14 protein-coding genes are annotated in these 14311 nt (G+C 37.8%); 9 read left to right on the top strand and 5 right to left on the bottom strand.

The window, feature by feature from the left end:
* Positions 1-9 precede the first annotated feature (9 nt).
* The 9 genes from argC to HUS24_RS03845 all read left to right on the top strand — a co-directional run bounded on the left by argC (position 10) and on the right by HUS24_RS03845 (position 8922).
* Positions 10-1065, top strand: coding sequence for an N-acetyl-gamma-glutamyl-phosphate reductase (argC, locus tag HUS24_RS03885; RefSeq protein WP_173911393.1), 1056 nt, complete (start codon positions 10-12; stop codon positions 1063-1065).
* Positions 1066-1144: 79 nt separating this feature from the next.
* On the top strand, positions 1145-1894 hold the full coding sequence (locus tag HUS24_RS03880; protein WP_173910720.1) for a DUF6776 family protein: 750 nt from the start codon (positions 1145-1147) through the stop codon (positions 1892-1894).
* An 18-nt stretch (positions 1895-1912) separates the two neighbouring features.
* The gene (gene clpS, locus HUS24_RS03875) at positions 1913-2329 is read left to right on the top strand and encodes an ATP-dependent Clp protease adapter ClpS (RefSeq protein ID WP_173910719.1); all 417 of its coding nucleotides are present in this window, start codon (positions 1913-1915) and stop codon (positions 2327-2329) included.
* A 9-nt stretch (positions 2330-2338) separates the two neighbouring features.
* The gene (gene clpA, locus HUS24_RS03870) at positions 2339-4615 is read left to right on the top strand and encodes an ATP-dependent Clp protease ATP-binding subunit ClpA (RefSeq protein ID WP_173910718.1); all 2277 of its coding nucleotides are present in this window, start codon (positions 2339-2341) and stop codon (positions 4613-4615) included.
* Positions 4616-4721: 106 nt separating this feature from the next.
* Positions 4722-5075 carry a YnfA family protein gene (locus tag HUS24_RS03865; protein ID WP_173910717.1) on the top strand — a complete coding sequence of 118 codons (354 nt, stop codon included), beginning with the start codon at positions 4722-4724 and terminating at the stop codon, positions 5073-5075.
* Between the two features lie 360 nt (positions 5076-5435).
* Complete coding sequence (tkt, locus tag HUS24_RS03860) at positions 5436-7424, top strand: transketolase (protein WP_173910716.1); 1989 nt, start codon at positions 5436-5438, stop codon at positions 7422-7424.
* A 178-nt stretch (positions 7425-7602) separates the two neighbouring features.
* Positions 7603-7818, top strand: coding sequence for a hypothetical protein (locus tag HUS24_RS03855; RefSeq protein WP_065995319.1), 216 nt, complete (start codon positions 7603-7605; stop codon positions 7816-7818).
* Between the two features lie 259 nt (positions 7819-8077).
* Positions 8078-8545, top strand: coding sequence for a Cys-tRNA(Pro) deacylase (ybaK, locus tag HUS24_RS03850; RefSeq protein WP_173910715.1), 468 nt, complete (start codon positions 8078-8080; stop codon positions 8543-8545).
* Between the two features lie 164 nt (positions 8546-8709).
* Positions 8710-8922 carry a hypothetical protein gene (locus HUS24_RS03845; protein ID WP_173910714.1) on the top strand — a complete coding sequence of 71 codons (213 nt, stop codon included), beginning with the start codon at positions 8710-8712 and terminating at the stop codon, positions 8920-8922.
* Positions 8923-8974: 52 nt separating this feature from the next.
* Here the strand turns inward: HUS24_RS03845 and HUS24_RS03840 are convergent, their stop codons facing one another.
* The 5 genes from HUS24_RS03840 to HUS24_RS03820 form a co-directional block, all read right to left on the bottom strand.
* Positions 8975-10153: an MFS transporter gene (locus tag HUS24_RS03840; protein WP_173910713.1), complete on the bottom strand. Its 1179-nt coding sequence runs from the start codon at positions 10151-10153 to the stop codon at positions 8975-8977.
* 178 nt (positions 10154-10331) lie between these two features.
* Positions 10332-10706 carry a glycine cleavage system protein GcvH gene (gene gcvH, locus HUS24_RS03835; protein WP_173910712.1) on the bottom strand — a complete coding sequence of 125 codons (375 nt, stop codon included), beginning with the start codon at positions 10704-10706 and terminating at the stop codon, positions 10332-10334.
* A 77-nt stretch (positions 10707-10783) separates the two neighbouring features.
* Positions 10784-11815 carry an AraC family transcriptional regulator gene (locus HUS24_RS03830; protein WP_173910711.1) on the bottom strand — a complete coding sequence of 344 codons (1032 nt, stop codon included), beginning with the start codon at positions 11813-11815 and terminating at the stop codon, positions 10784-10786.
* 91 nt (positions 11816-11906) lie between these two features.
* Complete coding sequence (locus tag HUS24_RS03825; protein ID WP_173910710.1) at positions 11907-12356, bottom strand: MaoC family dehydratase; 450 nt, start codon at positions 12354-12356, stop codon at positions 11907-11909.
* Positions 12357-14219 (bottom strand): ABC transporter ATP-binding protein, encoded by a 1863-nt coding sequence (locus tag HUS24_RS03820; protein ID WP_173910709.1) that lies wholly within the window; start codon positions 14217-14219, stop codon positions 12357-12359.
* Positions 14220-14311: the final 92 nt, after the last annotated feature.

Raw genomic sequence — 14311 nt, 5'->3', positions numbered from 1 at the left:
TTTGAGGTAATAAACGTGATTTCAGTTGGTATTGTCGGTGGTACAGGTTATACAGGCGTTGAATTGTTGCGTCTTTTACTGCGACATCCGAATGTACAGGTGAATGTTCTTACATCACGTACTGAAGCAGGGAAGCGTGTGGATGATATGTTCCCAAGTTTGCGTGGACATACCGATCTTCAATATTCAGATTTAGATATTGATACTTTAAAACAATGTGATGTGGTTTTTTTTGCAACACCGCATGGGGTTGCCATGAAACATGCAGCAGAACTTATTGCTGCAAATAGCAAAGTCATTGATCTAGCTGCTGATTTTCGTTTACAAGATTTGGCACAGTTTGAAAAATGGTATGCACTTGAACATGCCTGTCCTGAGATTTTAAAAGATTCTGTTTATGGTTTGTCTGAGTTAAATCGTGACAAGATTAAACAAGCAAAAGTAGTAGGTAATCCAGGTTGTTATCCTACCACTGTACAATTAGGTCTAGCACCATTATTTAAACATACAGACACCTTAGTGAAACCAGAAAGCATTATTATTGATGCGAAATCAGGTGTTTCAGGTGCAGGGCGTAAAGCTAGCTTAGGCATGATCTATTCTGAAAATGCAGATAATTTTAAAGCTTATGGTGTGGCAGGACATCGCCATCATCCTGAAATTGTTGAAGCATTGGAAAATATTTCAGGACAAAAGGATGTATTTAACCATATCGTTTTTGTGCCACATTTAGTACCCATGATTCGTGGGATGCTCAGTACGATTTATGTTGACTTAACTGAGGCAGGTGATGCACTTGATGTGCAAAGTCTATATGAAGAATTTTATGCCAATGAGCAATTCGTGGATGTGATGCCTGCCAATAGTTCACCTGAAACGCGTTCAGTGCGTGGTGCAAACCAGTTACGTATTGCACTATATAAACCACAACCGAAAAAGTTGGTCATCTTGTCAGTACAAGATAATTTGGTAAAAGGTGCGGCAGGTCAGGCTGTACAAAATATGAACTTAATGTTTGGTTTTGATGAAGGTGCTGGATTACAAAGCATCGGATTATTACCATAAAAAACGCTTTTCAACTTCACACACATTTAACTTTACGGTTAAATGTGTGTTTTGATGCAATCACTGATCAGAGACGACGATGCCAAATACACAAACAAATACTGCGTCACAACCAGCGCCAAAGCCTAAAAAGAGTTTAATGAATGGCAATTTGCCACTTCTAGCGGGTGGTGTCGTCTTATGTGCAGGAAGTATGCTATTAGGTTATACCGTTGGGCATCGTCAAGGTTTAACGGTTGTTGGTTATGATGCTGATGCGGAGCAATTGGTCGAGGTTGTAGAAAAGCAAAAAGCTACATTAACCAATTTAAATAAAAGCCTGAATGCGGCTGTGCAAGAGCGTGATGTTGCTGTAACCAATACCAAAGACTTGTTTGAAGCATTAAATCAAGCCAAAGCTGAAAAAGAACAAGTCGACGGTAAAAACAAGGTTTATCGTGATGTATTAAAACAACGTGGTGGTCTGAGTTTGACTGTACAAAATATTGCAGTCAAAGCTTTACCTGAAAATGCTTATGAATATCAGATTGACTTGGTGCAAGTAAGTCCAAATAATCGCCGTGCAACAGGTTCAGCAGAGCTACGCTTGATTAGTGGTACAGAAGTGCTCACCATTCCAATGGAAGATGGGAGCTATAATTTTGAAGACTTTGAACGTTTAACAGGACGTTGGACAATGCCGAAAGGTTTTACTCCTCAATTCATTGAAATTCGTTTAAATGGTGCAACACCCGTAGTAAAACGTTTTGGTTGGTCGAGAGGTAAACCTGTAGAAAATTCAGCAGCATTTGCTTCTGAAATTCCTCAAGCTGAAGCCAATGCTCAATAACTTATGAATTTAAAATATATGCGAACCCATAAACGTAAAACCAATTTAAATGAAATAAAATTATCCTTTCAACAAACAGGATATGTTGATTGGCATTTTAATCCACGCTTAAGTGATTCGCAGCAAAATGAAGATATTGATGGCGATGTGGCAGTAGAAACTGCACCGCCACAGTTAAAACGTCCACCGATGTACGCTGTTATTTTAATGAATGATGATTACACACCCATGGACTTTGTAATCGAAATTTTACAACAATACTTTGCTTTGAATCTTGACCAAGCCACTCAAGTAATGTTAACAGTACATTATGAAGGAAAAGGTGAAGCTGGCGTATATCCAAGAGACATTGCGGAGACGAAAGCCAACCAAGTAAATAATTACGCTCGATCGCAAGGTCATCCATTACTTTGCCAGATTGAGCCAAAAGAATAAGGGGGTTACATGCTCAGTCGTCAATTGGAAGTTTCTTTACGTTTGGCTGTTAGCATGGCTCGTCAAAAGAGACATGAGTTTCTTACGGTTGAACATTTGCTATTGGCTTTATTAGACAATGATTCTGCAGTTAATGCGCTTAAAGCGTGTGGCGCAGAAATTGTAAGTCTTCGTAAAGAATTAGAAGAATATGTAGAGCAACATACACCTAGACTTGGCGAAAATAGCGACCAAGCACCACACCCAACTGAAAGTTTTGATCGTATTTTGCAACGTGCAATTTTCCATGTGCAATCGAGCGGTGGTGATCGCACAGTCGAAGGTGCTGATGTTTTGGTGGCAATGTATTCAGAACGTGATTCATTTGCAGTGTATTTACTGAAACGCCATCAAATTAATCGTTTAACTTTGACTCAATATTTGTCGCATGGTCAACGTAAAGACGAAATTCAGGTTGAAGAAGAAGTTGAAGATTTAGATGGTGAATCTGCATCAAATGTGAATGCTGGTCCATTAGAGCTTTATACTTTAAATCTCAACACTGAAGCACAAAAAGGCAAAACAGATCCACTCATTGGGCGTGAAAAAGAAATTGAGCGTACTGCGCAGATTCTCTGCCGTCGTCGTAAAAACAATCCACTTTTAGTGGGTGATCCAGGTGTGGGTAAGACCTCGATTGCTGAAGGTTTGGCTTGGTTGATTGTAAATGGCAAAGCTCCGAAGCCACTTGCAAATGCAGAAGTGTTTAGCTTAGACATCGGTGCTTTGGTTGCTGGTACAAAGTATCGTGGTGACTTTGAGAAACGTTTAAAACAACTCTTAAACGCTTTGAAGAAAAAACCAGAAGCTATTTTATTTATTGATGAAATTCATATGATTATTGGTGCAGGCTCAAGTATGGGCAGCACGATGGATGCATCAAATTTAATCAAACCTGCTTTGGCAAATGGAACTTTACGTTGCATCGGTTCAACGACATTCCAAGAATATCGTCAAGTTTTTGAAAAAGACCATGCATTATCACGCCGTTTCCAGAAAATTGATGTGAATGAACCGTCAATCTCAGAAACTGTTGATATTTTACGGGGCTTAAAAACCAAGTTTGAAGAGTTCCATCATGTGAAATATGATGATCAAGCTTTAGTTTCAGCAGTTGAGTTATCTGCGAAATTTATTAATGACCGTTTCTTACCTGATAAAGCGATTGACGTCATTGATGAGGCGGGCGCACAACGTCGATTAAAAGCTGAGCAAGATGACACAGTCATTACTGTGGAAAATATCGAAGATATCGTGTCAAAAATTGCACGTATTCCACCAAAAACCGTATCGAAAGATGATAAGTCTGTACTTGAACATCTTGAGCGTGATCTTAAACGTGTGGTATTTGGTCAAGATGAAGCGATCACTGCTTTAGCATCTGCGATTAAACTGTCTAGAGCAGGATTGAAGTCACCAGATAAACCAGTGGGTAGTTTTGTATTTGCAGGTCCTACAGGCGTGGGTAAAACGGAAGTCACCAAGCAATTGGCAAAATTACTTGGTGTTGAGTTTGTTCGTTTCGATATGTCTGAATATATGGAACGTCATGCCGTATCTCGTTTGATCGGTGCACCTCCAGGCTATGTGGGTTATGATCAAGGTGGCTTATTAACCGATGCGATCCATAAAAATCCGCACTGCGTGCTGTTGCTGGATGAGATCGAAAAAGCGCATCCAGACGTATTTAACTTGTTATTGCAAGTGATGGATCACGGTGCATTAACCGATAATAATGGTCGTAAGTCAGACTTCCGTAATGTGATTATTGTCTTGACAACAAATATCGGTGCAGAAAGTATTTCACGTACCAGTATTGGTTTCACTGAACAAGACAACAGTAATGACAATCAAGAGGCGATGAAACGTGCCTTTGCTCCTGAGTTCCGTAACCGTTTAGATGGTGTGATTCAGTTTAAAGCATTGCCAACCACAGTGATTGATTCAGTTGTGGATAAATTCTTAACTGAGTTACAAGCACAATTGGATGAGAAAAAAGTCGTTCTTGAGGTGGATCAATCTGCCCGTGATTGGATGGCGGAAAATGGTTATGACCGTTTAATGGGTGCTCGTCCAATGCAACGTTTGATTCAAGAGCACTTGAAAAAACCACTTGCTGAAATGATTTTATTTGGTGAGCTGGCTGATCATGGTGGTAATGTTGCAGTATCTGTTAAAAAAGAAAATGGTAAGGCAGTTGGACTGAAACTTGAAGTGTTTGAAGATCAAACTGCAGAACCTGCTTAAACTCGGATCGTGTTAAAAACCCGTGTACATCACGGGTTTTTTATATGTGTGTTTTAATTTAGCCTAAGCTAATATTTGTTGAAATTTTTAAATAGAGTTTTGAATCATGGACATACAAATCACAAAGATATTGAGTACTTTTATATTATTCTTTGTGACTGCGATTGCTGAAATTTTAGGTTGTTATTTTCCATATTTGATTTTAAACCAAGCCAAAAGTCAGTGGTTATGGCTACCCACTGCGTTAAGTCTAGCTTTTTTTGTATGGCTGTTAACTTTACATCCTGCGGCTTCAGGGCGAATTTACGCTGCTTATGGCGGAATCTATATTTTTACAGCATTGATGTGGCTAAGATTTATTGATCAGGTTAGTTTGAGTCGTTGGGATATTATCGGTGGTGTTGTCGTGTTGTGTGGCGCAGCATTGATTATTTTACAACCAAATGGCTTAGTCCGTTAAATCTATTCAAGTTGCTATTTTCAGTTTTAATCAATATTTCATGAAACTTAAGCATGATGATGGATGTAATTGAGATTTAAACTTATACCAAAGAGTTTTGATCACCTGTAAATCAGAATTGAATCTATTTTACATATCATTTTTTAAGATATTGAAGTTTATATCTATTGATTTATTTGCTAATCAATAAAATCTATCAGTTTAAACTATTGTTGAGTTGCATGTTTTTTGTTCTTTTACGTGAGGAATAGATAAATATGCCGTTGTAGGCTTTACGCTTGCTCGTTTTTTTACGACAATATAGAAGTTTTGAATCTCTATTCATCTTGTTCTATTTTCAAATTTATTGGACTCTGATCTATGACAACCCCACTGAATGAACGTCGTATTGCAAACGCAATTCGTGTACTCGCAATGGATGCTGTGCAAAAAGCGAACTCTGGACATCCAGGTGCTCCAATGGGGATGGCTGATATTGCTGATGTGGTGTGGCGTGAATTTTTAAACCACAACCCAACCAATCCACAATGGGCAAATCGTGACCGCTTTGTATTGTCGAATGGTCATGGTTCAATGCTTCAATACGCTTTATTACATTTGACAGGTTATGATCTTTCAATTGAAGATTTGAAATCATTCCGTCAATTACATTCTAAAACACCTGGTCATCCTGAATTAGGTTATGCGCCTGGTATCGAAACAACAACTGGTCCATTGGGTCAGGGGATCGCCAATGCAGTTGGTTTTGCGCTTGCTGAAAAAACTTTAGCAGCTCAATTCAACAAAGAAGATATTCAAGTTGTTGATCACTTCACATATTGTTTCTTAGGTGATGGTTGCTTAATGGAAGGTATTTCCCATGAAGCGTGTTCACTTGCAGGAACTTTAGGTTTAGGAAAATTAGTTGCATATTATGATGACAACGGTATTTCTATTGATGGTGAAGTAGAAGGTTGGTTCTCTGACGATACAGAACAGCGTTTCCTAGCTTACGGCTGGCAAGTGCTCAAAGTTGATGGTCATGATAGCGATGCAATTCGTGCTGCAACTGTTGAAGCTCGTGCAGAAACAGCTAAACCGACATTGATCATCTGTAAAACTGTGATCGGTTTAGGTTCACCAAATAAACAAGGTAAAGAAGATTGCCACGGTGCACCACTTGGTAATGACGAAATTGCATTAACACGTGAAGCTTTAGGTTGGACTGAAGAAGCATTTGTAATCCCTGAAGATGTTTATACTTCTTGGGATGCAAAAGCGAAAGGTACAGCATCTGAAGCAGCTTGGAATGAAGTTTTTGCAGCGTATGCAGCTAAATATCCAACTGAAGCAGCTGAATTAAAACGCCGTTTAAATGGTGATTTGCCTGCTGATTTTGTTGCTAAAGCGGATGCTTATATCGCTGAAGTCAATGCAAAAGCTGAAACAATCGCTACACGTAAAGCAAGCCAAAATGCAATCCAAGCATTTGCACCACAACTTCCAGAAATTTTAGGCGGTTCTGCTGACCTTGCAGGTTCGAACCTTACACTTTGGAAAGGCGCAGAAGGTGTTGAATCTAATCCTGCGGGTAACTACGTGCATTATGGTGTACGTGAGTTCGGTATGACTGCAATTGCGAACGGTGTAGCACTTCATGGTGGTTTCGTTCCTTATGTAGCAACATTCCTCATGTTCATGGAATATGCACGTAATGCAGTACGTATGTCTGCATTGATGAAACAACGTGTAATCCATGTTTATACGCATGACTCAATCGGTTTGGGTGAAGATGGTCCTACACATCAACCTGTAGAACAAATTGCATCACTTCGTGGTACACCAAACTTAAATACTTGGCGTCCATGTGACACTGTAGAAGCTTCTATTTCTTGGAAATCTGCATTGTTACGTTCGGAAGGCCCAACAGCGTTGATCTTCTCTCGTCAAAACTTGCCATTCCAAACACGTACAGCAGATCAAATTGCTGACGTTGCAAAAGGTGGTTATGTTCTTGCGAAAGAAAAAGGCGAATTGAAAGCGATCATCATTGCAACGGGTTCTGAAGTTAGCTTGGCAATGGAAGCATATGCACAGCTTGACGGTGTACGTGTTGTATCTATGCCATGTGCTGAAGAGTTTGTGAAACAAGATGCTGCTTACCGTGAAGCTGTACTTCCTGCAACTATCCGCGCACGTGTTGCGGTTGAGGCAGCGCATGTCGATTATTGGTGGAAATTTGTTGGTTTAGATGGAAAAGTGATCGGTATGACCACTTATGGTGAGTCTGCACCAGCAAAAGACTTATTCCAATTCTTTGGTATTACCACTGAAGCTGTGGTAAATGCTGTAAAAGAATTAACGGCTTAACTTTTTAAGTTAAATATGGAACGCCTCCACGTGAGGCGTTTTATTTTGGATATATCTTTTAAAATTGCTTGTAAAATAACCAAATTGTACTGGCAGTTTTTAGCAAAAGGTATATAGTTGTGCCATTCATCCAATGTTCTTGAAATATGGTGAAACATTTGCCATAAGTGAGGAAAATATGAGCCTTTATGATCAAATTAATGATGAAATTATCCTGATGGATGCAGGAGAGCAAAAGTGGATTGGACAGGATTTACCACTTGAGTCAATGGTTGCTGTTGAGTTGTTATTACAAGATTTAGCTGATGATAAGCAAATTAAAATTCGCCGTAAAAATCATGAAAAGCAAACAGGTTTAAAGCAAATTGATCGAATTTTAGTTGAAAAGTTATAAACACTTCAGTGTGTAAACTACGAAGCCCCAAAATGGGGCTTTATTTTATTGATTATTCTATATTTTCTTGAATTTTTTAATTTAAATATTTTGAATTGGCTATAACAAAGTACAAAGGATTAACTCAATTTAAATAAACGCTTACTGAAAAAAGTTGCTAAACATAACAATAAGTGCTGATAAAATAGCCTAAGCAAATTTAATATCTTTTAGAAAGATGGCTTATAATTAACACTTATTTTCACTGAAAATTTAAATTATGACACCAGCATGTAAAGTTTTGAAATCAAACAAAATCGAATTTTCAATCCATGAGTATGAACATGATGTCAATGCAAAAAGTTTTGGTTTAGAGGCAGCAGAAAAACTAGCTTTAAATGTAGCAGAAGTATTTAAGACTTTGATGGTGACAGATGATAAAAATTATTTTGTTGCTGTTTTACCTGTAAGCCATCAACTTAATTTGAAAAAAGTCGCTGCGGCATTTGGTGCGAAAAAACTACATATGGCAGACCCGAAAGATGCTGAGCGCTTAACAGGATATTTAGTCGGTGGGATCAGTCCTGTTGGGCAGAAAAAACGTTTAAAAACAGTGATCGATGTACGTGCAGAAAGTTTAATGACCATGTATGTCAGTGGCGGGAAAAGAGGGTTGGATATTGGGGTGAAACCACAAGATTTAGCCAAAGTGTTAGGCGCAAGTTTTATCGATGTTGTGGATGAGTAATTATTTTCATATCAGTGAATAATTTTGATTTTTTAGTAAAATATTTTAAATAGTGTATTTTGACTTGTCAGAAATCCACCTTAAGAAAATATATTTATTTGCAACCTTCCTATTCAAACCGATATTTTTGTATTAAGTTGATTTTAAAAATAGAGTAAAAAATTATGCAAGAATCTATTTCCACAGAATCTGTAATAAATAAAGAAGGCGATGTAGAGCAGTTAGAACAAGCCGAGCAAGAACAACAGCAATCTTCGAGTGTGGATGGTTTAGGAGGTGTTGATCTTACTGATTTGACTGAGCTGGTGATGGAACTGGGAAAAGGTGCAAAAGATATAGTCGGCTCTATTTTTGATAATATTGATTTAAATTTTTAGTCTTAAATAAAAAATGAGCCGCATTTAACGGCTCAATTTTATTTGTCGTTTTTTATATTACTACTTTGTGATTTACGATAAATTTATAGAAAATTAAGCTACATGCGGTGATCATTGCACACAGTAAATAAGTAAAACTATAGCCAAAATCCGCAATGATCATACCGAGTAAAATAGAGCCCAGAGCAATCCCGATATCATAACAGGTAAAAAAAGTAGACGTTGCATGTCCGATTCGCTGTTTAGGTGAGCGTTGAATGGCAAGGGTTTGTAAGCAAGGTTGCGCTGAACCAAAACCCATACCTATCAACACAGCAGCAATAAGGAAACCACTGACATTTTCAACTTGACTTAAAACAACCAAGCCTATTGCAAATAGAGCAATTGCTGGATAAATCACATAATTTGCACCTTTACGATCATAAACTTTTCCTGTAATTGGGCGTAGGCTCATCATAGAGATCGCAAAAACGACAAAGAAGGCACTCGCATAGGCAAGTAAGTGTTTTGATTCTGCAAAAGTAGAAATAAATGACATGATACTGGCATATGAAAATGACGTGATCATTGCCATGATAGACACAGGAATCGCATTTTTTTCAACAAAATCATGAATATTTAACTTTCTATTTTTTATGCTAACTGATGTCATGGCTGTTTGCTGAATAGGAATCAAAAAGCATAAGGCAAAACCTAAACAAATAACGCCAGCTAAAATTGCTGTCACAGTCAGATATGACGTAGATTGAATCAAGGTTAAGCCAATTAAAGGTCCTAGTACAATACCGAGATTGATGGACATTACAAAATAGCCCATACCTTCGCCTTTTTGTTGTTCTGGTATGAAGTCATTTGCAATTGGAACAGTGACTGTAGTTAAAATGCTGAACCAAATCCCATGTAAAAAGCGGATAATCATTAGCATGGTTAAATTATCAGCTAGTAAATAAGCCACTGCAAATAAGCAAAAAAGTGTTTCAGAAATGTATAAGGTTTTTTTTCGCCCAAGTTTTTCGATGATTAATCCACTAAAAGGGCGAACTGCGATAGATGACAGCATAAATAAGGTCATTGCCAAACCCGCTTGGGCTAAACTTCCACCTAAGTCATTTAAAATATAAATGGGTAAGATCGTGGTTTGTGCAAAGTAAAAAATAAATAAAAATAAGTTGTTGGCTAAACAAAGAATAAAGGATTTATTCCATAAATGTTGTGCATTTACAGTTGACATAAATTACCTGAGTATTGAGGGAGATTTAAAAGACTTTAAAAAGTCATTTAATGAGAAAAGATGTTTAATTTTAATACACTGGCAAGAAAGAGTATAGTTGAAATATCATCTTTGATAATGCAAAAAAGGAATCATGATGATTCCTTTTTCATTTATACGGTTATTTGCGCAGTAAGTTTTATAAACCTGCTTCGTATTCAGTATGACTGAGTAGTTTTTCTACATCAGCAAGATTATCTGCTTTGATTTTATAGATCCAACCTTTGCCATACGGTTCATCATTGACAAAATCAGGGTCATCATCAAGCGCTTCGTTGATTTCAACGACAGTACCAGAAATTGGTGCATGAATATCTGATGCTGTTTTTACTGACTCGACTACACCTACAGCTTCCCCAGCAGTCACTTGACGACCAACTTCTGGACTTTCTACATAGACAAGGTCACCGAGCGCATCTTGCGCATGATCGGAAATACCCGTAACGATTAGATCGCCTTCGATACGTACCCATTCATGGGTTGCAGCATACTTCAGTTCAGAAGGATGATTCATGATGACTCCTTAAAGCTTCAATTTATTTTTCTACGTGTTATACAGGGTTTTGTGACAAAACAAAAGATTTAAAACTGTTATAAATACGGGTCTTTACGCCAATTGCTTGGGCTACGTCCGCTCCAACGTTTAAAGGCACGACTGAAATTGGCAACATCGCTATAACCGAGTTCATCAGCGATTTGCTCAAGTGTATAGTCTGTTCTGGACAATAATGAGGTCGCATGACGATAACGTACTTCATCTACCAAAGTGGAAAAAGAGGTGCCTTCTGCTGCGAGTTGACGCTTTAAAGTGCGATCAGACATATGCAAACGTTCGGCTACATTTTCAATGCTGAGGTAGTGTTGTTCAGAATGCGTCAAAATATCACGTACACGCATCGATAAACGGCGACGTTCACCAATCGCAGACAATTCAGCCTCACATTGATTAATCGCAATTTGACTGGCAATTGGGTCAGCATTGACCATTTTTAAACCCAAATAAGACTTGTCAAAACTTGCAATCAAATGTGGTTGTTCAAAACGCATTTGATAACGATTTTGTAATTTTTCTATATATTTATCAAAGCCTTCAGGTTTTGGAAAATCAAAATCAATATCACCTTGTAAATTATCAATGCCAGTCAAAGCTCTTGCCATGGTCATAATACCGAAAGTTAAGCCCATGACAATTTCAGTTCTCAAGGGTTCAATATCAATATCACATTGCAATTGTAAGGTGGCTTTTTCTCCAAAAGTGGAAAAATACAATTGTAAAAAGGGCATGCGCAGTTGAATAAAACGATTGGCAAGTACTAAGGCATCCGTGATGTCATTGGCAGTCATAATCGCATAACCAATAAAGCCATGAATTGAGATCCGCATTTGTGTCCCAATATGATAGCCAAGCGTACTTTCACCCGTCAGTTTTAAAGCGTGTTTGACCAATTCATTGGCCATAGGCGTAGGGATACGAAAATCAGGCTCAGCCAATTGTTCACTTTTAAAAGGAAATGGCGCAAAAAAAGTTTCAGCGCTGTATCCCCATCGAGATACGATATCTAATAATAAAAGTCCATAAACACCAGGAATTCCCTGATCTTGGCGAGCTGAAGTATTCTTCATATGCTATCCGTTGCTCTCAACATATGTTCTTAGTGTGCATATTGTCATGATTTTAAAAAAATAATGAAAAAATTGTAAGACAACTGAGTGATTAAAGTTTATCAAAGTCTTTTTTAAAAACTACAATTTTTGTGGTAGAAATCAGTAACACATCATGGTGCTGATTTTTTGCCTGAGTAATGTAACTGACAATACCACGATCTGTTTTTGTTTTCGATGGGGTAATGGACACAATTTCAACTTCAACAGAGATTTTATCACCGACACGGGTTGGGCGAGGCCAGCGTAAGCTTGAATCTGAACCAATCAAACCATACGCTACAGGAAAACATTCTGTCCATAAGCGCATAACAATAGCAGATGTATGCCAGCCACTCGCTGCTAAGCCTTTAAAAATAGGGTGATCTTTGGCTTTTTCAGGATCTGTATGAAACACTTGCGGATCGTATTTTTGTGCAAAATCTAAAACTTCTGCCAACGTAATTTCGTATTCACGACTTTTAAATTGGTCACCCACGTTTAGATCTTCTAAATACAACATTTATTCATCTTCCTTTTCTTTCATACGCTGTTGTTCTATCAAAAAGCCACCTGTTTGTCTTTGCCACAAGTGTGCATAAATACCGTTTTGAGCAATTAACTCATCATGTGTCCCTTGCTCAACGATTTTACCTTGATCTAAAACAATTAATCTGTCCATTTGTGCAATGGTGGATAAACGATGTGCAATCGCAATCACAGTTTTATTTTGCATTAAATCATTTAAGCTTGACTGAATTGCTGCCTCTACTTCTGAGTCTAAAGCACTGGTTGCTTCATCTAAGATTAAAATCGGTGCATCCTTTAGAAATACACGAGCAATCGCAATACGTTGACGTTGACCCCCAGACAGTTTTACGCCACGTTCACCGACAAAAGCATCATATCCTGTACGTCCACGTAGGTCAGAAAGCTGAGGAATAAACTCTTCTGCTTTGGCTTTTCTCACCGCTTCAAACATTTCTTCATCACTTGCATCTGGGCGACCATATTTAATATTTTCTGCCACAGTACGGTGTAATAGAGAAGTATCTTGTGTGACCAAAGCTATATTTTTTCTCAAGCTATCTTGAGTGACATCTTCAATGTTTTGTCCATCAATAGAAATGCGACCATGGTTGATATCGTAAAAGTGCAAAAGTAGTTGAATGAGAGTTGATTTTCCTGCACCAGAACGTCCAACGATGCCAATTTTTTCGCCAGGTTTGATGTCTAAATTAAAATGATCAATCACGTTTTTATTATTATAAGCAAAGCTGACATCTTCAAAATTAATATTGCCATGTTGAATCTGTAGTGGTTTAGCATCTGGTTTGTCTTGAATTTTAATGGGTTTGCCTAGGGTATTCATACCATCTTGAATTGTCCCAATATTTTCAAATAACATTGAGGTTTGCCACATCATAAACTCAGCCATACTGTTGAGCTTTAAAATCATGGCTGTGGTCGCTGCGATCACACCGATGGCTGCATGACCTTCTAGCCACAACCAAACTGCTGTGCCAAGCACCCCAAAAAACAGAACAAAAGTCAGTAAATTAATGCAAATTTCATACATTGAACCTAAACGCATCTGATGAAACACAGTCAGCATAAATTTTTGCATAGAAGCTTTGGCATACTGGCTTTCACGACCTGCATGTGCAAACAGTTTTACCGTTTGAATATTGGTATAAGCATCTGTAACACGTCCTGTCATTTCTGCACGTGCATCCGCTTGTTGTTTAGAAATCGCACCTAAACGGGGAATGAAATAATAAGCAGCACAAATAAAAAGAGCTAACCAAATCAGCAATGGAATCAGTAAAATAGGAGAAACAGCACCTAAAACAACACTAATGGTAATAAAGTATATAATCACATAGGTCAGCATATCGCCGAGAATTACCCAAAACTCACGGACTGCCAAAGCAGTTTGCATCACTTTTGCAGATAAACGGCCAGCAAAATCATTATGAAAAAAATCTAGTCCTTGACCTAATAGCAAATTATGAAAACGCCAACGCAAACGCATTGGAAAGCTACTGTACAATATTTGATGGCGAATGATGGATTGCATATTGGCAAAGAAAATATTACCAATTAAAAATAAAGATAAAATAATTAGATTATTCTTGTGATTTTCAATAAAACTCTCAGGTGTAGATTGCGTTAACCAATCTACTAGATGTCCAATTTGTGAGAAAAAAATCGCTTCAAAACTTGCCGTTGCAGCAGTAAATAAAATCAATAAAACCAAATACTTTTTTACGCCAAAAGCAGATTGCCAAACAAACGCAAAGAAAGTTTTAGGTAAGGGCTCATTGAGTCCTTCATTGGGATAGGGATCAACACGATTTTCGAACCACTTTAATAGACTATTCATACAAAAAAGCGACATCCTTTAGTCTGGATCATATTGATTTAGTGTCATAAATATACATGCGAGGAATATGATTTTTACATCCATAAAAGTAG

Origin of the sequence: Acinetobacter sp. Marseille-Q1618 (assembly GCF_902809855.1) — a bacterium.
In the GTDB taxonomy this organism is placed as follows: domain Bacteria; phylum Pseudomonadota; class Gammaproteobacteria; order Pseudomonadales; family Moraxellaceae; genus Acinetobacter.
This window is presented reverse-complemented; position numbering and strand designations above follow the sequence as displayed.